This is a genomic window from Pseudomonas juntendi (genome assembly GCF_021560075.1).
Lineage (GTDB): Bacteria > Pseudomonadota > Gammaproteobacteria > Pseudomonadales > Pseudomonadaceae > Aquipseudomonas > Aquipseudomonas juntendi.
Genome location: NZ_CP091088.1, coordinates 4,473,497 through 4,500,348 on the forward strand (window position 1 = coordinate 4,473,497; position 26,852 = coordinate 4,500,348).

Genomic DNA, 26,852 nt, shown 5'->3' on the forward strand with positions numbered 1-26,852 from the left:
AACTCCTAACGCTTGTGGCCAGTGTCCAGCTTGCGCTCCAGGTGCATGGAGTAGCGGGACATACCGAAACAGAAAATCCAGAACACCAGGGCGGCGAAAACGTAGCCCTCGGTAGCCATACCCAGCCAGGCCGGATCGGCGGCGGCTTGCTTGACACTGTTCAGCAGGTCGAACAGGCCGATGATGATCACCAGGCTGGTGTCCTTGAACAGGGCAATGAAGGTGTTGACGATGCCAGGGATCACCAGCTTGAGCGCCTGCGGCAGGATCACCAGGCCCATCGCCCGCCAGTACCCCAGGCCCATGGCTGCGGCCGCTTCGTACTGGCCCTTGGGGATGGCTTGCAGACCACCGCGTACCACTTCGGCGACATAGGCCGACTGGAACAGGATCACGCCGATCATCGCCCGCAGCAGCTTGTCGAAGCTCATGCCCTCAGGCAGGAACAACGGCAGCATCACCGAAGACATGAACAGCACAGTGATCAGCGGCACGCCGCGCCAGAACTCGATGAAGGTCACGCACACCACCTTCACCGCCGGCATCCTCGAACGCCGCCCCAAGGCCAGCAGAATGCCCAGGGGCAAAGCGCCGACGATGCCCACGGTGGCGATCACCAAGGTCAGCATCAGCCCGCCCCACTGGCTGGTGGACACGTTGCTCAGGCCCAGCAGGCCACCGTGCAACAAGGTGTAGGCCAGCAGCGGGTAAAGCACCAGGAAGCCCAGGCCATAGAGGGCCTTGCGCGGGAAGCGCTTGATGAACAACGGCGCTGCGCCAAGCACCGCCAGCCATACCGTCAGGTCGACCCGCCAGCGCAGCTCGACGGGGTAGTAGCCGTACATGAACTGGCCGAAGCGCTGCTGCACGAACACCCAGCAGGCGCCGTCCTTGGTGCAGTCGGCGCGGGTGGTGCCAACCCAGTTGGCGTCGATCAGTGCCCACTGCAACAGCGGTGGCACGATCAGCCAGATCAAGTAGAGGGCAAACAGGGTCAACAGGGTGTTCAGCCAGCTGGAGAACAGGTTGGTACGCATCCATGCGAGTACGCCGACGGTTTTCACCGGTGGCGGCATATCGGGTTTGAAAACATGGGCATTCACAGGCGTATCCTCACCGCTCGATCAGCGCAATGCGCTTGTTGTACCAGTTCATCAGCAGCGAAATGCTGATGCTGATGGCGAGATAGACACTCATGGTGATGGCGATCACCTCGATGGCCTGGCCGGTCTGGTTGAGCACGGTACCGGCGAACAGCGAGACCATCTCCGGGTAGCCGATGCCGGCCGCCAGCGACGAGTTCTTCGCCAGGTTCAGGTACTGGCTGGTCAGTGGCGGAATGATCACCCGCAAGGCCTGGGGGATGATCACCTTGCGCAAGGTTGGCCCTTCGCGCAGCCCCAGCGAGCGCGCCGCCTCGGTCTGGCCATGGCTGACCGAACGGATGCCCGAGCGCACGATCTCGGCGATGAAGGCGGCGGTATAGATCGTCAGCGCCAGGGTCAGCGCCAGCAGTTCGGGGATCAGCACCCAGCCACCGACGAAGTTGAAGCCCTTGAGCTGCGGCGCCTCCCACGTGACCGGGCTGCCGAACAGCAGCACGCTCAGGCCTGGAATGACCAGCAACAGCGCCAGCGCGGCCCAGAACTTGTGGAACGGTACACCGGTCTCGTCGAAGCGTTTGTTGGCCAGGCGCACCATCAGCCAGACCGCCCCCACCGCCACCGCCAACGCCGCGACAAATGGCCAGAAACCGTCCGCCATGGAGGCACCAGGCATGTTCAGGCCACGGTTGCTGATGAAGAACAGGTCGTTGAGGTTGATGCTGCCCCGCGGTCCCGGCAGGGTCAGGAATACGGCGAAGTACCAGAACAGGATCTGCAGCAGCGGCGGGATGTTGCGGAAGGTCTCCACGTACACCGTCGCCAGCTTGTTGATCATCCAGTTCGGCGACAAGCGTGCCACACCGATGATGAAACCCAGGATGGTCGCCAGGATGACGCCAATGAAGGTGACCAGCAGGGTGTTGAGCAGGCCGATGACGAACACCCGTGCATAGCTGTCCGATTCCACATAGGGGATCAGGTGCTGGGCGATGCCGAAGCCGGCACTGCGATCGAGGAAGTCGAAGCCCGAGGTGATACCCCGGTGTTGCAGGTTGGTTTGCGTATTGTGAAACAGGTACCAGCCCAGACCGACCACGAAAACGATGGTGAGAATCTGGAACAGCCACGCGCGCACACGTGGATCGCTCAGGGATAAACCCTTTTGTGCGCCAATATGATTTTGCATGAAGTGCCCCGGAAAATAGGGATTCGAACAACCTGCGGCGGCCGGATGCCGCCGCAGGGTGCAGCCATCAGCGCACAGGTGGCGCGTACTGGATGCCGCCGTTGTTCCACAGGGCGTTCATGCCACGGTCGATCTTCAGGTCGGTACCTTGGCCCAGGTTCTTCTCGAACACTTCGCCGTAGTTGCCGACTTGCTTGACGATCTGCACTACCCAGTCTTTGGGCAGCTTGAGGTCCTTGCCGTACTCGCCGTCCGCACCCAGCAAGCGGGCCACGTCAGGGTTCTTGGTAGCTTTGGCTTCAGCCTCGACGTTCTTCGAGGTGATGCCCGCCTCTTCGGCGTTGAGCATGGCGAACAGGGTCCACTTGACGATGCTGAACCAGTCTTCGTCGCCTTTGCGCACCACCGGGCCGAGTGGCTCCTTGGAGATGGTTTCCGGCAGCACCACATATTCGGTCGGTGCGGCCAGCTTGGAGCGCTGGGCAAACAGCTGCGACTTGTCGGACGTCAACACATCGCAACGACCGGACTCCAGCGACTTGGCGCTTTCGTCAGAGGTATCGAAGGTGATCGGGGTGTACTTCAGGCCATTGGCCCGGAAGAAGTCCGACACGTTCAGTTCGGTGGTAGTCCCTGCCTGGATGCAGATGGTCGCGCCATCGAGCTCCTTGGCACTGGAAACACCGAGCTTCTTGTTGACCAGGAAACCGACGCCGTCATAGTAGGTGACACCGGTGAACACCAGGCCCATGCCGGCATCGCGCGAGCTGGTCCAGGTGGTGTTGCGCGACAGCACGTCAACTTCACCCGATTGCAGGGCCGTGAAGCGTTCCTTGGCGTTGAGCTGGCTGAACTTGACCTTGTTGGCGTCGCCGAACACGGCAGCGGCCACGGCGCGGCAGACATCGGCGTCGATACCGATGATCTTGCCTTGTGCATCAGGTACCGAGAAGCCTGGAAGACCGTCGCTCACGCCACACTGGACGAAGCCCTTCTTCTTTACCGCATCAAGGGTGGCGCCGGCCTGGGCATTGCTCACGGCGCCCAGCGCGGCGGCAGCGGTCAGGACTGCCAGGGTGGTTTTCAACACTTTCATTCACAACCTCCAAATCGCTCTTGTTGTATCGAGCCGGAATTGCACCGCACCCTTTTGAGGCATGTCCGACCCGTATTGGCTAGTTATTGGGTCAATTGGCGCAATGGGCTGTTCTATGACAGCCTTCGCGTACAAAGGGTGTTACCGCCACGGCCCGCCCTTTGCATCGCACCTTGAACTGCAAAGCGCGTACCAAATGTTTTGGCTGGAGCGTTTAAGCGTTCGTCAAGTAGGGAAAGTTGTATCGTTGCGACATTCTTTTTCAGGCAATCCTGTGCAGCGCTTTTTTTTAACGCACACAACACGATCACCCGCACTCTTTCGGAGCAGTCATGACCAACCCGCTGATTCTCGAACCACAGAAAACCGCTGATGCCTGTGTGATCTGGTTGCACGGCTTGGGAGCCGACCGTTACGACTTCCTACCCGTAGCCGAATTCATGCAGGAGCGTTTGACCAGCACTCGCTTCGTGATGCCCCAGGCACCCACCCGCCCGGTGACCATCAATGGCGGCTATGCCATGCCCAGCTGGTACGACATCAAGGCCATGACCCCGGCCCGCGCCATAGACGAGGCTCAGTTGGAGGAGTCGGCCGAGCAAGTGGTGGCGCTGATCAAGGCGGAGCAGGCCAAAGGCGTCAGCTTGTCGCGCATCTTCCTCGCCGGTTTCTCCCAGGGCGGCGCGGTGGTGTTGCACACTGCCTATATAAAGTGGCAAGAGGCGCTGGGTGGGGTCATCGCCCTGTCCACCTACGCCCCCACCTTCAATGACCAACACCAGCTCAGTGCCTGCCAGCAACGCACCCCGGCCCTGTGCCTGCATGGCGTGCACGACCCGGTGGTGATCCCGGCCATGGGCCGCACCGCCTTCGAGTACCTGAACACCTGGGGCGTAGCTGCCCGCTGGCACGAATATCCAATGGAACACGAGGTAGTGGTCGAAGAGTTGAGCGACATCCACGACTGGCTGGCAAAGCAACTGCAATGAGCCAAGGCCGCCTGTAGTTGTAGGGCTATTCCACTACGCCACGCCCGATTCTTGCATTACACTGCCCGGCGTACATTCCTTAATCAGTTGATGAGACGATCGTGCTCAAGGCACTCAAGAAAATATTCGGCAAGGGAGAGGCTGCACCACAGGCCGCCGCTCCTGCTGCCAGTGTGGCGCCGCCTGCGCCGGCACCCGCCAGCGAGGCGCAACCGGCGGCCCCACGCGCCAACCCTACCCCCAAGGCAGAATCGCCTGTTGCCGCAACGCCAGTGGCCGACAAGCCGGCCAAGGACAAACCACGTCGCGAGCGCAAGCCCAAGCCCCAGGCCAGCCTGTGGAAACTGGAAGACTTCGTGGTCGAGCCGCAGGAGGGCAAGACCCGCTTCCACGACTTCAAGCTGTCCAGCGAGGTGATGCACGCGATCCACGACCTGGGCTTCCCCTACTGCACGCCGATCCAGGCGCAGGTGCTGGGTTACACCCTGCGTGGCCAGGATGCCATCGGCCGTGCCCAGACCGGCACCGGCAAAACCGCAGCGTTTCTGATCTCGATCATTTCCCAGCTGCAGCAGACCCCTGCACCCAAAGAGCGCTACATGGGTGAGCCGCGGGCGCTGATCATCGCGCCAACCCGCGAGCTGGTGGTACAGATCGCCAAGGATGCTGCGGCGCTGACCAAGTACACCGGCCTGAACGTCATGAGCTTCGTCGGCGGCATGGACTTCGACAAGCAGCTCAAGGCCCTGGAAGCGCGCCACTGCGACATCCTGGTGGCTACACCGGGCCGCCTGCTGGACTTCAACCAGCGGGGCGAGGTGCACCTGGACATGGTCGAAGTGATGGTGCTGGACGAAGCCGACCGCATGCTCGACATGGGCTTCATTCCGCAAGTGCGCCAGATCATTCGCCAGACGCCGCCCAAAAGCGAGCGCCAGACCCTGCTGTTCTCGGCCACGTTCACCGAGGACGTGATGAACCTGGCGAAGCAATGGACCACCAACCCGGCCATCGTCGAGATCGAACCGGAGAATGTGGCCAGCGAAACGGTCGAGCAGCATGTCTATGCGGTGGCCGGCAGCGACAAGTACAAGCTGCTGTACAACCTGGTGACCCAGAACCGCTGGGAACGGGTGATGGTGTTCGCCAACCGCAAGGACGAAGTGCGGCGCATCGAGGAAAAACTGGTGCGCGACGGCATCAACGCCGCCCAATTGTCGGGCGACGTGCCGCAACACAAGCGTATTCGTACCCTGGAGAACTTCCGCGAAGGGCGCATCACCGTTCTGGTCGCCACCGACGTGGCCGGGCGCGGGATCCACATCGACGGCATCAGCCACGTGATCAACTTCACCCTGCCAGAGGACCCGGACGACTACGTGCACCGCATTGGCCGTACCGGCCGTGCCGGCACCAATGGCGTATCGATCAGCTTTGCCGGGGAAGATGACTCGTATCAGCTGCCGGCGATCGAAGAGCTGCTGGGGCGCAAGATCAAATGCGAGATGCCGCCGGATGAGCTGCTGAAGCCGGTGCCGCGCAAGCATCACTGACCCGTGGTTGGGAGTACATATCCCCCTGTAGGAGCGGCCTTGCGTCGCGATAGGGCCGCAAAGCGGCCCCGGCAATTGATGCATTCAAGCTGAAATCCTGGGGCCGCTTTGCGACCCCATCGCGACACAAGGCCGCTCCCACAAAAGGCGGGCGCAGCCTTGACTACCAGCGCCCTGCGGCATCCAGGTCACTCTGCCTGCCTTCCACCCACCTCGGCCCTTCCTGGGTATTTTCCTTCTTCCAGAACGGTGCCCGGGTCTTCAGGTAGTCCATGATGAAGTTGCAGGCATCGAACGCTGCCTGCCGATGGGCACTGGCCACGCCGACGAACACGATTGGCTCACCTGGCTCCAGCGCACCGATGCGGTGCAGCACCTGCACTTTCAACAACGGCCAGCGCTGCTCGGCCTCGGCCACGATCTTGGCCAGGGCCTTTTCGGTCATGCCCGGATAGTGTTCAAGGAACATGCCTGCCACTTCGCGGCCATCATTGAAGTCCCGCACATAGCCGACAAAGCCGACCACAGCGCCTACCCCCACGTTGGCCGCATGCATGGCATTGGTCTCGACGCCCGGGTCGAACACGTGTTCCTGCACTCGCACTGCCATGCTCAGCCCCCCGTCACCGGCGGGAAGAACGCCACTTCATCGCCCTCTTCCAACGGCTCATCCAGCTTGCACAGTTCTTCGTTGCGGGCGCACATCAGGTTCTGCTCGCCCAGCAGTTCATAGGCCCCACCCTTGACCAGCAATGCCCGGCGCACATCGTCGACAACCTTGAACTCACCCTCCATCCGCTCGGCATCCACGCCCAGCAACTCACGGTAACGCGCGAAGTACATCACTTTGACTTTCATCACGCCTGCACCTTGTAGTGGCCGCTCTTGCCGCCCAGCTTTTCCAGCAGGCGGACCTGTTCGATGACCATGCCTTTATCCACAGCCTTGCACATGTCATAGATCGTCAGCGCAGCGACGCTAGCGGCGGTCAGTGCCTCCATTTCCACACCGGTTTGCCCGGCCAGCTTGCAGCGGGCGAGGATCCGCACCGCGTCCTCGCCCTGCGCGCTGAGTTCCACCTTGACGCTGGTCAGCATCAGCGGGTGGCACAGCGGTATCAGGTCGCTGGTCTTCTTCGCCGCCTGGATGCCGGCAATGCGCGCCACGGCGAACACATCGCCCTTGGGGTGTTCGCCGTCGACGATCATCTGCAGGGTCTGCGGCAACATGCGTACCCGCGCCTCGGCGGTGGCCTCGCGCTCGGTCACGGCCTTTTCAGTGACGTCGACCATGTTGGCCCGCCCCTGGGAATCAAGATGTGTCAGCACTGCTCTGCTCCTGTGAAGGGAGCCTGCAGTGTAAACCTGTGGGTCAGGTTTGAGCAGAGGTATGTGTCGGCAGGTCTGGCCGCTGTATGAACACGCTCGTGGAGATGCCGGGCAGCGGGCTGCCCGGCGACAGGGTTTTACAGATGCGACTCGGCGTACTCGGCCAGTACCGAGCGTGGCACACCCTGCAGGGTGATGTGCACGCCATGGGGGAAGTCCTTGAAGCGCTCGGTCAGGTAGGTCAGGCCCGAGCTGGTCGCGGACAGGTAGGGGGTATCGATCTGCGCCAGGTTGCCCAGGCAGACCACCTTGGACCCAGAACCGGCACGGGTGATGATGGTTTTCATCTGGTGCGGCGTCAGGTTCTGGCACTCGTCGATCAGGATCAGGCTCTGCTGGAAGCTGCGGCCGCGAATGTAGTTCAACGACTTGAACTGCAGCGGCACGCGCTCGAGGATGTATTCGACGCTGCCATGGGTGCTTTCATCATCCATGTGCAAGGCTTCGAGGTTGTCGGTAATGGCGCCCAGCCACGGCTCCATCTTCTCTGCTTCGGTACCCGGCAGGAAGCCGATCTCCTGGTCCAGCCCCTGCACGCTGCGGGTGGCGATGATGCGCCGGTAGCGTTTGCTGACCATGGTCTGCTCGATAGCAGCTGCCAGGGCCAGGATGGTCTTGCCGGAACCGGCAGCACCGGTCAGGTTGACCAGGTGAATGTCCGGGTCGAGCAAGGCGAACAGCGCCAGGCTCTGATGGATGTCCCGCGGCTTCAGGCCCCAGGCCTCCTGGTGCAGCAGTGGCTCCTGGTGCAGGTCGAGCAGCAGCAACTCGTCGTCGCGGATACCCTTCACCCAGCCGACGAAGCCCTGGTCGTCAATGATGAACTCGTTGACGTGAACGGCCGGCAGGGTGTCGATCATGTGCACGCGATGCCAGGTCCGGCCGCGCTCCTGGCGGGTATCGACCTTGCTGACCCGGTCCCAGAACGAACCGCTGACCGAGTGGTAACCCTTGGACAGCAAGGACACGTCATCGACCAGTTGGTCGGTGCTGTAGTCCTCGGATGCGATGCCGCAAGCGCGCGCCTTCAAGCGCATGTTGATGTCTTTGGTGACCAGCACCACGTCCAGGTCGGGGCGCCGGCTGCGAACGTCCAGCAGGGTGTTGATGATGATGTTGTCGTTGAGGTGCTCCGGCAACAACTTGCCAGGCTCGTTGCGTGGGCTCATCAGGATCGAAAGAAAGCCTTTGGCCCCACTCTTGTTGCGCTGGATCGGCACGCCCTGCTCGACATCACTGGGCGAAGCGTCCCCGAGGGTCTGGTCGATCAGGCGGATGGCCTGCCGGCACTCTGCGGCGATGGTCTGTTTACCGGTCTTGAGCTTGTCGAGTTCCTCCAGCACCGTCATGGGGATAGCGACGTGGTGCTCCTCGAAGTTCAGTAATGCGTTGGGGTCGTGAATCAGGACGTTGGTATCGAGCACATAGAGGATTGGCTTGCTGGAGGAAGGGGTGCGTCCTTGGTCATCCATACTCGGTCACCTTATGTCGAAGCCGCACGGCGTGGTCTGTTACGCCGCAGAGTGACTGCCGTGTCCCCGTATCCGCGTTGTTACGGGCGGGGAGCAACCTGGCCAGGAGGGTCTGGATGACGCCACCTGTGCTGCAGGGATCGGCTGTCTGGTTTCTTCATACCGCAAAAGCCATGACCGGAAAAAGCATTTTTACGTGTTTTTGAAGTTTATTTTTCCGATTGACGATAAGGCCTTGGCGGCAGGCCCAGACACGACTACGCTCAGAAGTGGTACCTCTATTCGCTGTACCCATAGGCCCGGCAATCTTCCCAGCCGATACCGCTCTGGGCGGTACTGCGCAGCAACCACTCCACCGCCGGTTGCGCCTTGGCCAGGCTGTCATGCAGCTGGATAACCCCCTTGCGCCACAACAGCATCAGGGTCAGCACGCGTTGCGCCGAGGCTTCGGCAGTCAGTGCAGTGTCATCCTGCGCGTCGATATCCCACAACGACACCCGCAACTGCTGGCTGGCCATGAACGCCTCGCCATCGGCCCGGCGTTGCCCGTAAGGGGGGCGGAACAGCGGCACGTACTGCTCCGGCAGGTCGGCCTGCACGCGGGCCTGGCTGCGCCGCAGCGAGTCCTGCCAATCGACCCACTGTGCATGCGAGCGGTACTCCCAGCCCTGAATACCCACGCACTGGCCGCGATAAAGCCTGGCCACGGTGTTCGGCATGCCGGCATCCCGGCGCTGCTGCAGGCGGTTGCCAAGCACGAAGAAGGTACCCGCCAGCTTTTGCCGGCGCAGGTAATCGGCCAGCAGGTCGGTACTGCCGCCGTCAGGCCCCGGGCCACCGACGAAGGTCAGCAGGAACATACGATCGTTCAGGCGTTCACCATCGAGCTCCCGTGCAGATAGCCGCTCCACCTCGCTGCTGGTCTGGGGCAGCAGCGCAGCTTTGCGCAGCTGTTCGTCCAGGTAGCGGCTGTGGAACTGGTGGCTGGGCTCTACCCACCCGGCATAGAACGCGCCGACATCGGTGGCGAACGTCGCCGCCTGGGTACGTAGATCCGCCATGGACTCAACGGCATAGCAGAACGACGCATCCTGCTCGCAGCTGCGTTGCGCCTGTTGGTAGCCTGCCCATAACCGCTGCCACATGCGCGCCCGCAGTTGGCGAACCTTCTGCAGGTTGATCTGCCGCAAGCCCAGCCGCGCCGCCAGCGTCGCATCATCGAGCAACTCGCTTTCATGCAGTACCCGGGCGAACGACAGAATCTCCGCCCGCGAAGCCACATCGAACAACGCCGGGCTGTTCAGTTGCTCGGGCCACAGGCTGCGATCGAAACTGACCGCGGCTGTGGGGGCGGCTTGCACGGCCAGGCTCAATAGCGCGGCCAGCGCGGCAAAGGCGATGCGCACGGTAAAAGGCTCCGTCACGGCAAAACGCGAACTATAGCGTTAGAACCGGCCATGGTCTGTGACTATTGTCACCATAGTTTGGACTTGCACCGCCCAGCCCGTAGAATCCCAGGCCAACGATGCCAGGAGCCGACCCGATGCTGACGGTGATTTCCCCCGCCAAGACCCTCGACTACGATACCCCGCCGGTAACCGAGCGCTTCACCCTGCCCCAGTACCTGGATGATTCCCAGGTGTTGATCCAGCAACTGCGAACCCTGTCGCCGGCGCAAATCAGCGAGCTGATGCACCTGTCCGACAAGCTCGCCGGCCTGAACGCCGCACGCTTCGGCAGCTGGTCTCCGGACTTCAGCCCAGCCAATGCCAAGCAGGCGCTGCTGGCGTTCAAAGGTGACGTGTACACAGGCCTGGCTGCCGAAACCCTGGGTGAGGACGACTTCAGCTACGCGCAAGACCACCTGCGCATGCTCTCCGGCCTGTACGGCCTGCTGCGCCCCCTCGACCTGATGCAGCCCTACCGGCTGGAAATGGGCACCAAGCTGGCCAATGCCCGCGGCAAGGACCTGTACGCCTTCTGGGGTACACGCATCAGTGAATGGTTGAACCAGGCCCTGGCCGCTCAGGGCGATGACGTGCTGTTGAACCTGGCCAGCAATGAATACTTCAGCGCAGTGAAACGCAGCGCCCTCAAGGCGCGGGTGATCAATGTCGACTTCAAGGACTTGAAGAACGGCCAGTACAAGATCATCAGCTTCTACGCCAAGAAAGCCCGCGGCATGATGAGCCGCTTTGTCATCGAGCAGCGCATCAACGATCCAGAGCAGCTCAAGCAGTTCGATGTCCAGGGTTACTACTACTGTGCCGAACAGTCCAAGCCCGATCACCTGGTGTTTCTGCGCGATCACCCGGGCGAGTAGACCCGCCGATACCGCTTCGCGGCTTGAGCCGTTCCTGCAACCGCCACGCGGTACCCGCAGGACCGCTCCAGCCGCGAGCACCGGCAAGGCCAGGGCCAGTCTCCACCGCCTTCAGGGCAGCTGTACATAGCCGCTTTCCAAACCGATCGCTTCCACCCCCTCGGGCAAAGCCACCCCTGCCTTAACCAAAACCCGCCTCGCCGGCTGGCCGTCTTCGCCGCGCCATACGGCGTAATGTGCACTCGCATGATCCACCCGCGGCAGCAAGTTGAAACGCTGAAAGATAAACCGATCAGCTGATTGCGCATGACCGCACGGTGATCAGCACTGGTTGCTGTCACGTGTGTCATTTATCACGGCTCGGCCGCTGCACCGGCGGTCAAGCAGGCCGAGCAGGTTCAGCAAGGTGAGACTTCGTTATCGTCATTTTTATGACGCCAAAAAAACCTTACATCAACGTGTAAACACCGGCGCCGGTGCGACCGTTCGTACCTTTTCTGACGAAATCTGAAAAAATTTTCCGATGCTGGCATTAAAACATCTCGCAACAGTTTCGCCCTTGATACATCGGGGGCAAACCGGCGCGTGCTATCAAATTGAAATTGTCAGCAGCTTAATAAATATTTAGAAATCTTTCATCAAGACAAAACCCGTTCAGGAACTTCTCATATCAACTACCGCTCATAGAGCCGTAACGAATTTCCTGCCCACGGGTTGTGAGAGATGACTTACAGATGACAATGGCAAGGTATCCACTACCTGCCACAACATACAGACAGGCCGCCCGGCTAACGCCCAAGTGCCTGCCCTTACAGGAGACAAGCGTCCCGTACAACTCGTCCTAGTGGTTGATTTCAAAGGATTTATCCCACTTGAAAAACAAGCACAGCAAAGCGCCGAGTAGCGCCTTGCAATAACGACGGCTGCATGACAGGGCACGTTTTTACTACTTGGCTTTTAAATGCCTAATTTGAGTGCATAACTTTTCGTGCACTCCGGACTTATGTTGCCTGCGCTCGGTGAAGTGTGCATTCGCCATGAACCCGTGCGCCTGAAAACTGCTGTTAATCAACCCAGCCCGGCACTCCACGGAGGCGTCGGCGTGATAAACACATGAGGTGATAGCGATGCGTATTAGCATCTTTGGTTTGGGTTATGTGGGTGCAGTCTGTGCAGGCTGCCTGACGGCGCGTGGCCATGAAGTAATCGGTGTGGACGTGTCCAGCACCAAGATCGACCTGATCAACCAGGGCAAGTCGCCGATCGTCGAACCTGGCCTGGAAGCACTGTTGCAACAAGGCATCGCCAATGGTCGCCTGCGCGGCACCACCGACTTCGCCGAGGCCATTCGCGCCAGCGATGTATCGATGATCTGTGTGGGCACCCCCAGCAAGAAAAACGGTGACCTGGGCCTGGAATACATCGAGTCGGTGTGCCGGGAAATCGGCTATGTGCTGCGCGACACCACGCGCCGCCATACCATCGTGGTGCGCAGTACCGTGTTGCCAGGCACCGTCAAGAACGTGGTGATCCCGATCCTCGAAGATTGCTCGGGCAAAAAGGCCGGCGTTGACTTCGGCGTCGCGGTGAACCCGGAATTCCTGCGTGAAAGCACTGCAATCAAGGACTACGACCAGCCACCGATGACCGTCATCGGCGAACTGGACAGCGCCAGCGGCGACATCCTCCAGGCGCTGTACGAAGAACTCGACGCCCCGGTCATCCGCAAGCCGATCGAAGTGGCCGAGATGATCAAATACACCTGCAACGTGTGGCATGCCACCAAGGTCACCTTCGCGAACGAGATCGGCAACATCGCCAAGGCTGTCGGTGTGGATGGCCGTGAAGTGATGGACGTGGTCTGCCAGGACAAGGTGCTCAACCTGTCGCAGTACTACATGCGCCCCGGCTTTGCCTTCGGCGGCTCGTGCCTGCCGAAGGACGTGCGCGCCCTGACCTACCGTGCCGCCAGCCTGGACGTGCGTGCCCCGCTGCTCGACTCGCTGATGCGCAGTAACGAGTCGCAGGTGCAAAACGCCTTCGAACTGATCGAAGCCCACGACAAACGCAAGGTCGCCCTGCTTGGCCTGAGCTTCAAAGCCGGCACCGACGACCTGCGCGAAAGCCCACTGGTGGAGCTGGCCGAACGCCTGATCGGCAAGGGCTACCAACTGGATATCTACGACGAGAACGTCGAATACGCCCGCGTTCATGGAGCCAACAAAGACTACATCGAATCGAAGATCCCGCACGTATCGTCGCTGCTCAACGGTGACTTCCACAAGGTCATCGACAACGCCGACATCATCGTTCTGGGCAACCGTGACGAGCAGTTCCGTGCCCTTGCCCAGCAAGTACCGGCCGGCAAACAAGTAATCGACCTGGTCGGCTTCATGAGTGAACCGACCAGCGCAGCCAGCCGCACCGAAGGCATCTGCTGGTAAGCCCTGGGCCAGGCGGCGCAAGGTTCCCCACTTGCGCTGCCGCCCTTTCCCGAATTTTCCACGGATGCTGAACATGCAAAGGCTCCAGACAGTGCTGTTGCAGTGCGCCGGTTGGCTGCTCTACATGAGCCTGCTCATGCTGATCGCCCTGGCCCTGCCAGCCGATATCTTCGACTCGCAATCGAAGCACTTCATCTTCCTGGTCGGCGCCGTCGGCATCTGGCGCTACTCGATGGGCGCCACCCATTTCATCCGCGGCATGATCTTCCTCTACGGTGTGTACCCCTACCTGCGCCGCAAGGTGCAGAAAATGGGCAGCGCCGCCGACCCGTCGCACGTGTACCTGATGGTCACCAGCTTCCGCATCGAAGCATTGACCACCGCTCAGGTGTACAGCTCGGTGATCCGCGAGGCGATCAACTGCGGTTTCCCCACCACCGTGGTCTGCTCGCTGGTGGAAATGTCCGATGAATTGCTGGTGAAGAGCCTGTGGGCCAAGTACAACCCGCCGACCCACGTGAAGCTGGACATCGTCCGTATCGCCGGTACTGGCAAGCGCGATGGCCTGGCCTACGGCTTCCGTGCCATCTCCCGCATGCTGCCGGACGAAAACGCCGTGGTGGCGGTGATCGACGGTGACACCGTGCTGGCCGATGGCGTGGTGCGCAAGACCGTACCGTGGTTCAAGCTGTACCCCAATGTCGGCGGCCTGACCACCAACGAGTTCTGCGAAGTACGTGGCGGCTACATCATGAGCGAATGGCACAAGCTGCGCTTCGCCCAGCGCCACATCAACATGTGCTCGATGGCCCTGTCCAAGCGCGTACTGACCATGACCGGGCGCATGTCGATGTTCCGCGCCAGCGTGGTCACCAACCCCGAGTTCATTGCCGACGTCGAAAGCGACTCGCTGATGCACTGGCGCCTGGGCCGCTTCAAGTTCCTGACCGGTGACGACAAGTCCAGCTGGTTCAGCCTGATGCGCCTGGGCTACGACACCTTCTACGTGCCGGACGCTGCCATCAACACGGTCGAGCACCCGCCGGAGAAAAGCTTCTTCAAGGCCAGCCGCAAGCTGATGTACCGCTGGTACGGCAACAACCTGCGGCAGAACTCCCGTGCGCTGGGCCTGGGCCTGCGGCGCCTGGGGCTGTTCACCAGCATCGTGCTGTTCGACCAGCGCGTATCGATGTGGACCAGCCTGCTGGGCCTGACCGTGGCGGTGATCGCCAGCCTCAAGTTCGGCCTGGCATACCTGCTGGTGTACCTGCTGTGGATCGGCATTACCCGCCTGATCCTCACCGTGATGCTGCTGTGCTCTGGCCACAACGTCGGCCCGGCCTACCCGCTGATCCTCTATTACAACCAGATCATCGGCGCGCTGATGAAGATCTACGTGTTCTTCCGCCTCGACAAACAGTCGTGGACGCGTCAGCCCACTGCCCTCAAGCGTGACCTCGCCAGCTTTCAACAATGGTTCAACACCTGGTCCTCGCGGACCATGACCTTCTCGGCGGCCAGCATCTTCGTTGCTGTGCTGTTCATGGTCGTGTGAGCCCAACCCGGATCGGATCTAACAGGAACAAACCCCATGAATACCGCCGTGAATGTCAACGTCGTGCATGAGTCCGAAGCCCAGCGCCAGCACGCCCGGGTACGCATCCCCGCCAAGCTGCGCTTCATCGACGCCCAGCGCCAGGCCCACGATGTGAAAGTCGACGACCTTTCCGCCGGAGGCTTGAGCTTCCACACCAAGCAGCAACTGGCGGTGGGCGATGCGTTGCGTGGGCGATTGATGTTCACGGTCGACAACCTCGGCCTGTCGATGGACATCGAATTCCAGGTGCGCTCCTACCACCCCGACAGCGGGCGTACCGGTGCGCAATTCCAGAACCTGGAGCCCCGCGACATCGCCACCCTGCGCCATATCATCACCTCGCACCTGTCGGGTGAACTGATCACTGCCGGCGACGTGCTCAGCACCCTGCAGCGCGACAACTTCACCAAGGCGCGCAAGCAGAAGGACGGCGGCAGTGGCCTGAGCCCCTTCGGCCGGCTCAAGGCCGTTACCGTCACCCTCGGTGTGTTCGTGGTCGGCATCGCCGCCTTCGGTTTCGTCGCCAAGTCGTTGTACGGCATGTACTTCATCAGCCATGCCGAAGCCGGTGTGGTCGCAGTACCCACCACCAATGTCACCATGCCGCGCGACGGCACCGTGAACAGCCTGGTGGAGAGCGGTGGGCAGGTGGCCAAGGGCGCGCCACTGGCCAGCTTCACCACCAGCATGCTGGACATGCTCAAGGGCAACCTCGACGACACGCAACTGGAACCGGCGAAGATCGAGGAACTGTTCGGCAAGCAACTCTCCGGCACCCTCACCAGCCCCTGCGATTGCGTGGTCGCCCGCCAGTTGGTGGACGACGGCCAGTACGCGGCCAAGGGCCAACCGATCTTCCAGCTGATTCCGCGTACCACCAACCCGATGGTCGAGGCGCGTTTCAGCTACCGCCAGTTCGATGAGGTCAAGCCAGGCACCCGGGTCAATTTCCAGGTCGCCGGCGAAGACGAAGTGCGTACCGGCCAGATCGTCAGTAGCGCCAGCCTCAACAGCGAAGACCTGGCCTCCGACATCCGTGTGCAGATCAAGCCCGATAGCGGCCTGCCTGCCGAGCTGGCCGGCCGCCCGGCGGCAGTCAACAGCGACCGTGGCCCGTCGCTGAACTGGCTGATCGACAAAGCCGCGGCCCGTGGGCTGTAAGAGGATCGGACGATGATCGCTGATACCAACACCTGCCCCCACAGGTTCCGTGTGAACCTGGGTCTGTGTGGCCTGGCCATGGCCATCACCTTGGCCGGCTGCGCCGGCCTGCCCGACCAGCGCCTGGCCAACGAAGCCCTGAAGCGCGGTGACACGGCATTGGCCGAACGCAACTACAAGGCCCTGGCCGACCTGGGCTACAGCGATGCGCAAGTGGGCCTGGCCGACATCAAGGTGGCCAGCCGCGACCCGGCGCAAATCAAGGAGGCCGAGGCCACCTACCGCGCTGCCGCTGCGTCCTCGTCGCGCGCCCAGGCCCGCCTTGGCCGCCTGCTGGTGGCCAAGCCCGACAGCACCCAGGCCGAGCGTGAAGAAGCCGAAACGTTGCTGAAACTCGCCGCCCGCCAGGGTGAAGGCAACACCCTGATCCCGCTGGCGATGCTGTACCTGAGCTACCCGCAAAGCTTCCCCAAGGTCAACGCGCAGCAGCAGATCGACCAGTGGCGCGCCACCGGCAACCCGGAAGCGGGCCTGGCCCAGGTGCTGCTGTATCGCACCCAGGGCAGCTACGACCAGCACCTGGACGACGTGGAGAAAATCTGCAAGGCCGCCCTGAGCGCCACCGACATGTGCTACGTCGAACTGGCCACCGTGTACCAGAAGCGCGGCCAGACCGACCAGCAGGCCGCCCTGCTCGGCCAGCTGCAGGCGGCCTACGCCCGTGGTGCCGTGCCAGCCAGCCGGGTCGACAGCGTGGCCCGGGTGCTGGCCGATCGCAGCCTTGGCCAGACCGATGAAAAAACTGCCAAGGACTTGCTCGAACAGGTGGCACCGGCCAACCCGGCGTCGTGGGTCAGCCTGGCGCAATTGCTGTACGAGTTCCCCGAACTGGGCGACACCGACCAGTTGCTGGCCTACATCGACAAGGGTCGCGAAGCCGAGCAGCCACGTGCCGAACTGCTGCTGGGCCGCCTGTACTACGAAGGCAAGACCGTACCGGCCGACGCCAAGAAAGCCGAACGCCACCTGCAGGCGGCCGCCGACGCTGGCGAAACCAGCGCCCATTACTACCTGGGCCAGCTGTACCGCCGTGGTTACCTGGGCAACGTCGAGCCGCAAAAGGCTGTCGACAACCTGCTGGCCGCCGCCCGCGGTGGGCAGATCAGCGCCGACTATGCCTTGGCCCAGTTGTTCAGCGAAGGCCATGGCATTCGCCCGCAACCAGGCAATGCCTGGGTGTTCGCCCAGCTGGCACAAGCCAACCCCACGCCGCAGGCGGCAGAAATGCTGCAACGGCTCGAGCCGCAGCTGACCCCGGACCAGCGCCACCAGGCCGAGCAACTGCTGGCTCAGGAAAAGCAGGCCCGCGGCAGCATGAGCCAAGGCGCCAACAGCACCCTGGCCACCGAAGCCCTGCAAGACGACGAACCAGAAGTAGACGGTGAGGACTCGCTATGACGCTCAATCCCTTCGTGAAAGCCGGCATCGGCCTGAGCTTCGCCCTGCTGTGGTCCTGCCCGACCCTGGCGGAAATGACCGCTGAGAAAAATTTCGGCCTGGACGTGAAAATCACCGGCCAATCCGAAGACGACCGTGACCTGGGTACCCGCCCCGGCGGCGACGTCAACGGCCTGGGCCTGGACCTGCGCCCATGGGTGTACGGCGAGCGCGGCAACTGGAGCGCCTACGCCATGGGCCAGGCGGTCGCAGCCACCGACACCATCGAAACCGACACCCTGCGCCAGAACGACGACGGCACCACCACCGACACCGGTGACGACAGCCGCAAGCCAGACAAAAGCTACCTGGCCATGCGCGAATTCTGGGTCGGCTACAGCGGCCTCACCGCCTACCCTGGCGAGCAACTGCGCCTGGGTCGCCAGCGCCTGCGCAGCGATGACGGCATGTGGCGCGACACCAACATCGAGGCGCTGAACTGGACCTTCGACACCACCTTGCTCAAGGCCGACCTGGGCGTGGCCCAGCGCTTCAGCGAATACCGCACCGACCTCACCGAGCTGGCGCCCGAGGACAAGGACCGTACGCACGTCTACGGCAACATCGCCACGCAATGGACGCCCGGCCACTGGGTTGGCCTGCGCGCCCACCACACCCATGACAGCGGCAGCCTGAACCAACCCGGGGAAACCGTCGATGCACTGGACAAGACCCGCACCGGCGACCTCACCTGGCTGGGCCTCGAGGCCAACAGCGACGCCTACAACTGGCGCAATGACCACACCGTCAACTATTGGGGCAGCGTCACCTGGCTGACCGGCGACCGCGACAAGCTCACCACCCAACAGGTGGGTGACGATCAGGTGGCCACCGGCAAGCAGAGCGGCAACGTCAATGCCTGGGCCACCGACCTGGGTATCCGCCTGCGCCTCGACCCGCAATGGCAGGTGGGTGCAGCCTACGCCCGCGGCAGCGGCGGCGGCGGTGACGATGGTTCGAACAACTTCGAGCAGACCGGGCTGGAAAGCAACCGCTCCAACTTCACCGGCACCCGCTCGCGGGTACACCGCTTCGGTGAGGCCTTCCGCGGCGAGCTGGGCAACCTGCAGGCGGCCACGCTGTTCGCATCGTGGCAACTGCGCGATGACTATGACGCCAGCCTGATCTACCACAAGTTCTGGCGCGTCGATGGCAACCAGAACATCGGCTCCAGCGGCATCAACGCCGTGGTCGACGACAACGGTGTGAACCGCCAACTGGTCGACGGTGAAAAAGACCTTGGCCAGGAGATGGACGTGGTCGTGACCAAGTACTTCAAGCAAGGCCTGCTGCCCGCGTCCATGAGCCAGGCCATCGACGAGCCGTCTGCCCTGGTGCGCCTGCGCGCGGGTGTATTCAAGCCGGGCGACGCCTATGGCAAGGAAGCGGACTCGTACATGCACCGCGCCTTCGTCGACGTGATCTGGCGCTTCTGAGGCCGGGAGAAACCTGATGAACCTTCACCCGCACCTACGTCACAGCCTGTTGGCCAGCGCCTTGTTGCTGGCCTCGGGCCTGGCCGTCGCCGCAGAGCCCAAGGTCATTGCCAAGGAGCTGCAGCAGGCCAAGACCTACACCGTGGCCAGCGCGCCGATCGAGCCCCTGCACATGGACCCGCCCAAGCTGCCCGACCTGAGCGGCTACACCGCCCAGGCCGTGCAGAAGAAGATCGACCGCAGCCACAAGGGCAAGGTCAGCCTGCGCCGCATGTTCCAGGAGGACACCCTCAAGGAATTTGTCGGCGGCGACAACAAGGCGGCCGAGTGGGTCCAGCGCCAGCACGGTATTCCGCAGGCGATCTTCATCGATGACGGCCATGTCGACCTCGTCGAGCTGAGCAAGCAGGTGCCGCGACAGTACCTGCGCGAAGTCGAGCCGGGCGTGTACCTGGCGCGCCTGCCGATCGTGGTCGGCCGCAAGGGCATCCTCGAGATCGATGGCAAGGTCAAGCAATTGCGCCTGTCCCAGGAGGGCGGCGCGTTCCTGGTCAACGACGGCAAGCTGTTCGTCACCGACACCCAGGTGACTGGCTGGCGGGAAAAAGACAACGGCCCGGCGACCTTCCGCTCGCCCAAGGAGTTCCGCCCGTTCCTGCTGTCGTGGGGCGGTACCGAGACCTATATCGTCAATACCAGGATGGCCAGTTTCGGCTATGCCAAGTCCAAGTCGTACGGCGTGAGCATTTCGCAGTACACCCCGAACATGGCCAAGCGCATGGGCCGCCCGGAACCCACCGGCTGGATCATCGGTTCGCAGTTCAGCGACATGTGGTACGGCTTCTACTGCTACGAAACCCAGGACTTCGTGGTCAAGGACAATACCTACAACGACAACATCGTCTATGGCATCGACCCGCACGACCGCTCGCACCGCCTGATCATCGCCGGCAACACGGTCTACGGCACCAAGAAGAAGCACGGCATCATCATTTCGCGTGAGGTCAACGACAGCTGGATCATCAACAACAAGAGCTACGACAACAAGCTCTCCGGCGTGGTGATCGACCGTAACAGCGTCAACAACCTGGTGGCCTACAACGAGATCTACCGCAACCACACCGACGGCATCACCCTGTACGAAAGCGGCGACAACCTGATCTGGGGCAACAAGCTGATCAACAACCGCCGCCACGGCATACGCGTACGTAACAGCGTGAACATTCGCCTGTACGAGAACGTGGCCATGGCCAACGGCCTGGTCGGCGTGTACGGCCACATCAAGGACTTGTCCGACACCGACCGCGACATCGCCCTCGACCCGTTCGACACCAAGGTGTCGCTGATCGTGGTGGGCGGCGAACTGGCGGCTAACGGCTCAGGCCCGCTGTCGATCGACTCGCCGCTGTCGGTCGAGCTGTACAAGGTATCCATGCTCGCCCCGCGCAAGGCCAGCGGCATCAGCCTCAACGGCGTGCTGGGCGAGCGCCAGGACGAAATCCTCGACCTGCTGGTCCGCCAGCAGAAGGCTGTGCTGATCGACCCGGTCGAGCGCCAGACCGAAATGATCGATTAAGGAAGCCCAGACCATGACTCCACACCTGATGAAACTGCTGGGCCTGTCCGCTGCCCTTCTGGCAATCAGCCAAGGCGTGCGCGCCGATGAAGTCAAGGCCCCGACCTTCACGGCCGAACCCTGCTGCCAGCTGTGCCCCGAAGCGCACGATGCCAGCCGCTACACCACCCGCTACCAGCAGAACTTCACCACCCTGGTGCAAGCCAAGGGCGACTGGCTGTTCCGCACACGCGAAGACTTGCGCACCGAGTTCAGCACCACGCCGGCCGGCTACAAGCGCCTGCAACAAGTGCACGACGCGTTCAAGAAGCGTGGCGTGGAGCTGGTGATGGTGTACCAGCCCACCCGTGGCCTGGTGAACCGCAACATGCTCAACCCGGCCGAGAAAGCTGCGTTCAACTACCAGAAGGCACTGGGCAACTACCAGGCCATGCTCAAGCGCTTCGCCAGCATGGGCTACAACGTGCCCGACCTGTCGCCGCTGACCAACGAGCAACTGGCCGCCGCCGACCAGGGCAAGGACTTCTACTTTCGCGGTGACCAGCACTGGACACCGTACGGTGCCCAGCGCGCCGCCAGGATCGTCGCCGACACCGTGCACAAGATGCCGGCTTTCGAGGGCATCCCGCGCAAGGAATTCGAAACCAAGAAATCTGGCCGCATGGGCAAAACGGGCACCCTGCACAACGTAGCCGGCCAACTGTGTGGCACCAGCTATGCGATCCAGTACATGGACCAGTTCGTCACCGAGCCGAAAGGCTCCAGCGGCGGCGGCGACGACCTGTTCGGCGACAGCGGCAACGCACAGATCACCTTGGTCGGCACCAGCCACAGCGGCAAGAACTACAACTTCTCCGGTTTCCTCGAGCAGTACATCGGCGCCGATGTGCTCAACGTCGCCTTCCCCGGCGGTGGCCTGGAAGGCTCGATGATCCAGTACCTGGGCAGCGAGGAATTCCGCAAGAACCCGCCCAAGATCCTGATCTGGGAGTTCTCGCCGCTATACCGCCTGGACCAGGAAACCATCTGGCGGCAAATCCTTGGCCTGCTCGACGATGGCTGCAATGACCGCCCGGCGCTGATGAGCGCCAGCACCACGCTCAAGCCCGGCAACAACGAGCTGATGGTCAACGGCAAGGGCGGCGTGGTGAAACAGCTGATCAACCGCAACCTGCAGATGGATGTCAGGTTCGACGACCCATCGGTGAAGGTGCTGCAAGCCACCCTGTGGTACCTCAACGGCCGCCACGAAGACATCAAGCTGGAAAAACCGGAAACCTCCGACACCGACGGCCGCTTTGTCTTCCAGATGCGTGAGGACGAGGACTGGGCCGACCAGAGCCTGCTGGCGTTCGAGGTGCAAGGCCCGGAAAGCGGCACCCAAAAAGTCGAAGCCAAACTCTGCAAACGCAACAACTTCGCCGTGCCTGCGCAAACCGCGCAAGCCGGCCAGTGAGGCGACCATGACCGTATTCAAGCAAATCTTTCGCCCTGCCCTGCTCGCCATGGCGCTGTTCGGCAGCGCCGCGCATGCTGCGCTGGTGCCACCCCAAGGCTATTACGAGGGCATCGAGAAACCCAAAACGGGCGACGGCAATTTCCGCTGCGAGCCGGCACCAAAACCCTACACCGGTCCGCTGCAATTCCGCAGTAAGTACGAAGGCTCCGACAAGGCCCGTGCCACGCTCAATGTCGCCTCGGAAAAGGCCTTTCGCAAGTCGACCGAAGACATCACCACGCTGGAAAAGGGCGTGAGCAAGATGGTCGGCCAATACATGCGTGATGGCCGCCCGGCGCAACTCGACTGCACCTTGGCTTGGCTGGGGACCTGGGCGCGGGCCAATGCGCTGCTGTCCACCGACTACAACCACACCGGCAAGTCGATGCGCAAATGGGCCCTGGGCAGCATGAGCGGCTCGTGGCTGCGCCTGAAGTTCTCCACTGCCCAGCCGCTGGCCGCGCACCAGGCCGAAGCCGAGCTGATCGAGAAATGGCTGGACCGCCTGGCCGAGCAGACCGTGCAGGACTGGAGCAACCTGCCGCTGGAGAAGATCAACAACCACAGCTACTGGGCCGCCTGGTCGGTGATGGCCACCGCCGTGGCCACCGACCGCCGCGACCTGTTCGACTGGGCGGTGAAGGAATTCAAGGTGGGTGCCAACCAGGTCGACGAGCAAGGTTTCCTGCCCAACGAGGTCAAGCGCAAGCAACGTGCCCTGGCCTATCACAACTACGCCCTGCCGCCGCTGGCGATGATTGCCAGCTTCGCCCAGGCCAATGGCGTGGACCTGCGCAGCGAAAACAACTTTGCCCTGCAGCGCTTGGGCGAAGGTGTGCTCTACGGCGCCCGCGACCCCCGTCACTTCGCCGAACGAGCCGGTGAGAAGCAGGACATGAAAGACCTCAAGGTCGACAACAAGTACGCCTGGCTCGAGCCTTGGTGCGCGCTGTACCACTGCGTCGGCGACACGCTGGAGCGCAAGCACGGGATGCAGCCGTTCAACAGCTTCCGGCTGGGCGGCGATGTGACCCGGGTCTATGACCCGAGCGCAGCAAGCAAGAAGTGAACTGACTCCCATTGTGGGGTCGGTACCTGTGGGAGCGGGCCTGCCCGCTCCCACAGGGATCTAAGTTGCCCTCCAGCTTTTTGCTGGGGGGTTTGGGGGGCGCTGTGCCCCGGATGCTGTGAACAATAAGGAGAACCGGGATGGTCTTCTCGTCCAACGTGTTCCTGTTCCTGTTCTTGCCGATATTCCTCGGCCTGTATTACTTGAGCGGGCAACGTTATCGCAACCTGCTGCTGCTGGTCGCCAGCTACATCTTCTATGCCTGGTGGCGGGTGGACTTCCTGGCGCTGTTCGCCGGGGTCACCCTGTGGAACTACTGGATCGGCCTGAAAGTGGGTGCCGCCGGCGTGCGCACCAAGCCGGCACAGCGCTGGCTGCTGCTGGGGGTCGGTGTCGACCTGGCCATTCTCGGCTACTTCAAGTACGCCAACTTCGGTGTCGACAGCCTGAATGCGATCATCACCTCGTTTGGCCTGGAGCCCTTCATCCTCACCCACGTGCTGCTGCCGATCGGTATCTCGTTCTACATCTTCGAGTCGATCAGCTACATCATCGACGTGTACCGCGGCGACACCCCGGCCACGCGCAACCTGATCGACTTCGCCGCATTCGTGGCCATCTTCCCGCACCTGATCGCCGGCCCCGTGCTGCGTTTCAAGGACCTGGTCGACCAGTTCAACAACCGCACCCATACCCTGGACAAGTTCTCCGAAGGCTGCACCCGCTTCATGCAGGGTTTCATCAAGAAGGTGTTCATCGCCGACACCCTGGCAGTGGTCGCCGACCACTGCTTCGCCCTGCAGAACCCGACCACCGGGGATGCCTGGCTCGGCGCCCTGGCCTACACCGCGCAGTTGTACTTCGACTTCAGCGGCTACAGCGACATGGCCATCGGCCTGGGGCTGATGATGGGCTTCCGCTTCATGGAAAACTTCAAGCAGCCATACATCAGCCAGTCCATCACCGAGTTCTGGCGGCGCTGGCACATCAGCCTGTCGACCTGGCTGCGCGACTACCTGTACATCACCCTGGGCGGTAACCGCAAAGGCACCTTCAACACTTACCGCAACCTGTTCCTGACCATGCTGCTGGGCGGCCTGTGGCATGGCGCCAACTTCACCTACATCATCTGGGGCGCCTGGCACGGCATGTGGCTGGCGATCGAGCGGGCGCGGGGCATCGACACCAACCCGCAGCGTTTCAACCCGGTGAAATGGGCCTTCACCTTCCTGCTGGTGGTGGTCGGCTGGGTGATCTTCCGCGCCGAAAACCTGCACGTCGCCGCACGCATGTATGGCGCCATGTTCAGCTTCGGCGACTGGCAACTGTCGGAACTCAACCGTGCCCAGCTCACCGGCCTGCAGGTCGCCACCTTGGTGATCGCCTACCTCACCCTGGCGTTCTTCGGCCTGCGCGACTTCTACCGCAACGCCAAACCCACGCCCAAGGCCACCCCGGTGCAGGTCAACAGCGACGGTTCGCTGGGCCTGGACTGGACCCGGGTCATGACCCGCGCGCTGGTGTTGCTGCTGTTCGTGGCCTCGATCCTCAAGCTTTCGGCGCAGAGCTACTCGCCGTTCCTCTACTTCCAGTTCTGAGGTGGCTGACATGACCCGAACGTTACGCATTACCTATTCGCTGTCCTTCATCGGCCTGTTGGTGGGCATGGGCGTCTGGTCCACCGGTGGGCTGGAAAGTTTCCAGCGCACCGAACAGATGACCCTGCTCAACGGCAAACTGGCCAAGGCAGCCGAAACCCATTACGACGACCAGTTCCCGATCAAGCGCCTGGGCACCAACCTGTGGGCGGCGATGGACTTCAAGCTGTTCCACGAAGGCCGCCCTGGCGTGGTGCTGGGCCGCGACCAGTGGTTGTTCAGTGACGAAGAGTTCAAGCCCACCGCCGGTGCCGAACACCTGATGCAAGAGAACCTGGCGCTGATCCGCGGTGTACGCGACACCCTGCAGCAGCACGGCGTGCACCTGGTGCTGGCGATCGTCCCGGCCAAGGCGCGGGTGTATGCCGAATACATCGGCAAGCAACAACCGGCCAGCTTGCATGACGACCTGTACAACCAGTTTCACGCCCAGGCACGCCAGGCCAACGTATTTGCGCCCGAGCTGATGGGCCCACTGGCGCAGGCCAAGGCCCGCGGCCAGGTGTTTCTGCGTACCGACACCCACTGGACGCCGATGGGTGCCGAAGTGGCGGCGCAGGCGCTGGCTGACGCCGTGCGCCGGCAGAACCTGCTCGACGGCGCCCCGCAGGCCTTCATAACCGAAGCAGGCAGCACAGCCCCGTACAAAGGCGACCTGACCAACTTCCTGCCACTGGACCCTTTGTTCAGCAACCTGCTGCCCGCCCCGGACAGCCTGCAACAACGTACCACCCGGGCCGCCGAGGCCGAGGGTGACGGTGCTGACGCGCTGTTCGCCGACAGCCGCATACCGGTGGCACTGGTTGGCACCAGCTACAGCGCCAACCCGCACTGGAACTTCCTTGGCGCCCTGCAGCAGGCGCTGCGCAGCGACGTGGCCAATTACGCCGAGGACGGCCACGGCCCGTTGGTGCCCATGCTCAAGTACCTGCAAAGCGATGCCTTCAAGAACGCCGCGCCACAAGTGGTGGTGTGGGAATTCCCAGAACGATATCTGCCAATGAAGAACGACCTCAGCAGCTTCGACCCGCACTGGGTCGCGCAGCTGAAGAACGCCCGTAAATCCGAAGAAAACCTGGCCTTGTCGTCCACCCGGACGAACCACTGACTGAAGAGAGGAACACGCACATGACTACCAAGACTTCCATTGCCAAAGCCCTCACCCTGGCGGCCGGCCTGTCCCTTGCCTCCATGCAGGCCTTCGCCGGCGCCGACGCCGCCCTGTATGGCCCCAGCGCGCCGAAAGGCTCCACGTTCGTGCGGCTGTACAACGCCACCAGTGCACCGGCTGCCGCCAGTGTGGGCAACACTCAGATCAAGCAGGTTGGCGCCCAGGCCAGCAGCGATTTCAGCTTCCTGCCTGGCGGTGACTACACCGCCCAGGTCGGCGGCAAGAGCGTGCCGGTCAAGCTGGCCTCGGACAAGTACTACACCCTGGTCAACAGCAGCAGCGGCAACCCGAAGCTGATCGAAGAACCGCCGTTCAAGAACAAGCAGAAAGCCCTGGTGCGCGTGCAGAACCTGAGCGACCAGCAGCTGACCCTGAAAACCGCCGACGGCAAGACCGAAGTGGTCAAGCAGGTGGCCGCCAACGGCCGTGGCGAGCGCGAGATCAACCCGGTCAAGGTGAACCTGGCGCTGTACCAAGGTGACAAGAAAGTGGGTGACGTGAAGCCAGTCGCCCTTGAGCGCGGCGAAGCCGCAGTGCTGTACGTAACGGGTTCCGGCAACGCCTTGTCGCCGGTGTGGGTAACTCGCCCCGTGGCTAGCAACTGATTCCCCTGCCTCTCAACGACTATTGGA

22 protein-coding genes are annotated in these 26,852 nt (G+C 62.3%); 14 read left to right on the forward strand and 8 right to left on the reverse strand.

The window, feature by feature from the left end; translation table 11 throughout:
• Positions 1-5 precede the first annotated feature (5 nt).
• From L1P09_RS20795 to L1P09_RS20805, 3 genes are all read right to left on the reverse strand, one after another.
• Positions 6-1,103, reverse strand: coding sequence for an amino acid ABC transporter permease (locus L1P09_RS20795; RefSeq protein WP_009684448.1), 1,098 nt, complete (start codon positions 1,101-1,103; stop codon positions 6-8).
• Positions 1,104-1,113: 10 nt separating this feature from the next.
• Positions 1,114-2,292 carry an amino acid ABC transporter permease gene (locus L1P09_RS20800; protein ID WP_029887285.1) on the reverse strand — a complete coding sequence of 393 codons (1,179 nt, stop codon included), beginning with the start codon at positions 2,290-2,292 and terminating at the stop codon, positions 1,114-1,116.
• A 67-nt stretch (positions 2,293-2,359) separates the two neighbouring features.
• Positions 2,360-3,388, reverse strand: a complete 1,029-nt coding sequence (locus L1P09_RS20805; protein WP_009684450.1) for an amino acid ABC transporter substrate-binding protein — start codon at positions 3,386-3,388, stop codon at positions 2,360-2,362.
• 332 nt (positions 3,389-3,720) lie between these two features.
• On the opposite strand from L1P09_RS20805, the gene L1P09_RS20810 reads away from it, so the two are divergent.
• Positions 3,721-4,377, forward strand: coding sequence for an alpha/beta hydrolase (locus tag L1P09_RS20810; RefSeq protein ID WP_009684451.1), 657 nt, complete (start codon positions 3,721-3,723; stop codon positions 4,375-4,377).
• A gap of 101 nt (positions 4,378-4,478) precedes the next feature.
• Complete coding sequence (gene rhlB / locus L1P09_RS20815) at positions 4,479-5,930, forward strand: ATP-dependent RNA helicase RhlB (protein ID WP_054905658.1); 1,452 nt, start codon at positions 4,479-4,481, stop codon at positions 5,928-5,930.
• A 163-nt stretch (positions 5,931-6,093) separates the two neighbouring features.
• Here the strand turns inward: rhlB and moaE are convergent, their stop codons facing one another.
• The 5 genes from moaE to L1P09_RS20840 form a co-directional block, all read right to left on the reverse strand.
• A complete protein-coding gene (moaE, locus tag L1P09_RS20820) occupies positions 6,094-6,540 on the reverse strand; it encodes a molybdopterin synthase catalytic subunit MoaE (protein WP_054905659.1) in 447 nt (148 codons plus the stop codon).
• Between the two features lie 2 nt (positions 6,541-6,542).
• Complete coding sequence (moaD, locus tag L1P09_RS20825) at positions 6,543-6,788, reverse strand: molybdopterin converting factor subunit 1 (RefSeq protein WP_054905660.1); 246 nt, start codon at positions 6,786-6,788, stop codon at positions 6,543-6,545.
• Complete coding sequence (gene moaC, locus L1P09_RS20830; protein ID WP_029887281.1) at positions 6,788-7,258, reverse strand: cyclic pyranopterin monophosphate synthase MoaC; 471 nt, start codon at positions 7,256-7,258, stop codon at positions 6,788-6,790. Before moaC ends, moaD begins: the two co-directional genes overlap by 1 nt.
• Positions 7,259-7,395: 137 nt before the next feature.
• Positions 7,396-8,790, reverse strand: a complete 1,395-nt coding sequence (locus L1P09_RS20835; protein WP_009684456.1) for a PhoH family protein — start codon at positions 8,788-8,790, stop codon at positions 7,396-7,398.
• Between the two features lie 278 nt (positions 8,791-9,068).
• A complete protein-coding gene (locus L1P09_RS20840) occupies positions 9,069-10,196 on the reverse strand; it encodes a polysaccharide deacetylase family protein (RefSeq protein WP_009684457.1) in 1,128 nt (375 codons plus the stop codon).
• Between the two features lie 137 nt (positions 10,197-10,333).
• On the opposite strand from L1P09_RS20840, the gene yaaA reads away from it, so the two are divergent.
• The 12 genes from yaaA to L1P09_RS20900 all read left to right on the forward strand — a co-directional run bounded on the left by yaaA (position 10,334) and on the right by L1P09_RS20900 (position 26,825).
• Positions 10,334-11,113: a peroxide stress protein YaaA gene (yaaA, locus tag L1P09_RS20845; RefSeq protein ID WP_009684458.1), complete on the forward strand. Its 780-nt coding sequence runs from the start codon at positions 10,334-10,336 to the stop codon at positions 11,111-11,113.
• Positions 11,114-12,240: 1,127 nt separating this feature from the next.
• On the forward strand, positions 12,241-13,557 hold the full coding sequence (locus tag L1P09_RS20850) for a nucleotide sugar dehydrogenase (RefSeq protein ID WP_009684459.1): 1,317 nt from the start codon (positions 12,241-12,243) through the stop codon (positions 13,555-13,557).
• Between the two features lie 73 nt (positions 13,558-13,630).
• A complete protein-coding gene (locus L1P09_RS20855) occupies positions 13,631-15,112 on the forward strand; it encodes a glycosyltransferase family 2 protein (RefSeq protein ID WP_235768055.1) in 1,482 nt (493 codons plus the stop codon).
• A 36-nt stretch (positions 15,113-15,148) separates the two neighbouring features.
• On the forward strand, positions 15,149-16,315 hold the full coding sequence (locus tag L1P09_RS20860) for a PilZ domain-containing protein (RefSeq protein WP_054905662.1): 1,167 nt from the start codon (positions 15,149-15,151) through the stop codon (positions 16,313-16,315).
• A gap of 12 nt (positions 16,316-16,327) precedes the next feature.
• Entirely contained in the window at positions 16,328-17,773 is a 1,446-nt protein-coding gene (gene algK, locus L1P09_RS20865) for an alginate biosynthesis TPR repeat lipoprotein AlgK (RefSeq protein ID WP_054905663.1), read from the forward strand.
• Entirely contained in the window at positions 17,770-19,248 is a 1,479-nt protein-coding gene (locus L1P09_RS20870) for an alginate export family protein (RefSeq protein ID WP_054905664.1), read from the forward strand. Before algK ends, L1P09_RS20870 begins: the two co-directional genes overlap by 4 nt.
• Positions 19,249-19,264: 16 nt before the next feature.
• The gene (gene algG, locus L1P09_RS20875) at positions 19,265-20,824 is read left to right on the forward strand and encodes a mannuronan 5-epimerase AlgG (RefSeq protein ID WP_054912057.1); all 1,560 of its coding nucleotides are present in this window, start codon (positions 19,265-19,267) and stop codon (positions 20,822-20,824) included.
• A gap of 13 nt (positions 20,825-20,837) precedes the next feature.
• Positions 20,838-22,280 (forward strand): alginate O-acetyltransferase, encoded by a 1,443-nt coding sequence (locus L1P09_RS20880; RefSeq protein WP_235768056.1) that lies wholly within the window; start codon positions 20,838-20,840, stop codon positions 22,278-22,280.
• A 7-nt stretch (positions 22,281-22,287) separates the two neighbouring features.
• A complete protein-coding gene (locus L1P09_RS20885; RefSeq protein ID WP_054905667.1) occupies positions 22,288-23,391 on the forward strand; it encodes a mannuronate-specific alginate lyase in 1,104 nt (367 codons plus the stop codon).
• A 140-nt stretch (positions 23,392-23,531) separates the two neighbouring features.
• Positions 23,532-24,989: an MBOAT family O-acyltransferase gene (locus L1P09_RS20890; RefSeq protein WP_235768057.1), complete on the forward strand. Its 1,458-nt coding sequence runs from the start codon at positions 23,532-23,534 to the stop codon at positions 24,987-24,989.
• A 10-nt stretch (positions 24,990-24,999) separates the two neighbouring features.
• Positions 25,000-26,157: an alginate O-acetyltransferase gene (locus L1P09_RS20895; protein WP_054905668.1), complete on the forward strand. Its 1,158-nt coding sequence runs from the start codon at positions 25,000-25,002 to the stop codon at positions 26,155-26,157.
• Positions 26,158-26,177: 20 nt separating this feature from the next.
• Positions 26,178-26,825 (forward strand): alginate O-acetyltransferase AlgF, encoded by a 648-nt coding sequence (locus L1P09_RS20900; protein WP_029887405.1) that lies wholly within the window; start codon positions 26,178-26,180, stop codon positions 26,823-26,825.
• Positions 26,826-26,852 lie beyond the last annotated feature (27 nt).

Bases quoted from the DNA above. Each gene is read 5' to 3' on its own strand.
- L1P09_RS20890 (WP_235768057.1), top strand. From the start codon at position 23,532: ATGGTCTTCTCGTCCAACGTGTTCCTGTTCCTGTTCTTGCCGATATTC.
- moaD (WP_054905660.1), bottom strand. From the start codon at position 6,788: ATGAAAGTCAAAGTGATGTACTTCGCGCGTTACCGTGAGTTGCTGGGC.
- L1P09_RS20835 (WP_009684456.1), bottom strand. From the start codon at position 8,790: ATGGATGACCAAGGACGCACCCCTTCCTCCAGCAAGCCAATCCTCTAT.
- L1P09_RS20855 (WP_235768055.1), top strand. From the start codon at position 13,631: ATGCAAAGGCTCCAGACAGTGCTGTTGCAGTGCGCCGGTTGGCTGCTC.
- algK (WP_054905663.1), top strand. From the start codon at position 16,328: ATGATCGCTGATACCAACACCTGCCCCCACAGGTTCCGTGTGAACCTG.
- L1P09_RS20800 (WP_029887285.1), bottom strand. From the start codon at position 2,292: ATGCAAAATCATATTGGCGCACAAAAGGGTTTATCCCTGAGCGATCCA.
- L1P09_RS20885 (WP_054905667.1), top strand. From the start codon at position 22,288: ATGACCGTATTCAAGCAAATCTTTCGCCCTGCCCTGCTCGCCATGGCG.
- L1P09_RS20810 (WP_009684451.1), top strand. From the start codon at position 3,721: ATGACCAACCCGCTGATTCTCGAACCACAGAAAACCGCTGATGCCTGT.
- L1P09_RS20805 (WP_009684450.1), bottom strand. From the start codon at position 3,388: ATGAAAGTGTTGAAAACCACCCTGGCAGTCCTGACCGCTGCCGCCGCG.
- L1P09_RS20900 (WP_029887405.1), top strand. From the start codon at position 26,178: ATGACTACCAAGACTTCCATTGCCAAAGCCCTCACCCTGGCGGCCGGC.
- L1P09_RS20860 (WP_054905662.1), top strand. From the start codon at position 15,149: ATGAATACCGCCGTGAATGTCAACGTCGTGCATGAGTCCGAAGCCCAG.
- L1P09_RS20850 (WP_009684459.1), top strand. From the start codon at position 12,241: ATGCGTATTAGCATCTTTGGTTTGGGTTATGTGGGTGCAGTCTGTGCA.
- L1P09_RS20870 (WP_054905664.1), top strand. From the start codon at position 17,770: ATGACGCTCAATCCCTTCGTGAAAGCCGGCATCGGCCTGAGCTTCGCC.
- L1P09_RS20880 (WP_235768056.1), top strand. From the start codon at position 20,838: ATGACTCCACACCTGATGAAACTGCTGGGCCTGTCCGCTGCCCTTCTG.
- moaE (WP_054905659.1), bottom strand. From the start codon at position 6,540: ATGGCAGTGCGAGTGCAGGAACACGTGTTCGACCCGGGCGTCGAGACC.
- L1P09_RS20895 (WP_054905668.1), top strand. From the start codon at position 25,000: ATGACCCGAACGTTACGCATTACCTATTCGCTGTCCTTCATCGGCCTG.
- algG (WP_054912057.1), top strand. From the start codon at position 19,265: ATGAACCTTCACCCGCACCTACGTCACAGCCTGTTGGCCAGCGCCTTG.
- yaaA (WP_009684458.1), top strand. From the start codon at position 10,334: ATGCTGACGGTGATTTCCCCCGCCAAGACCCTCGACTACGATACCCCG.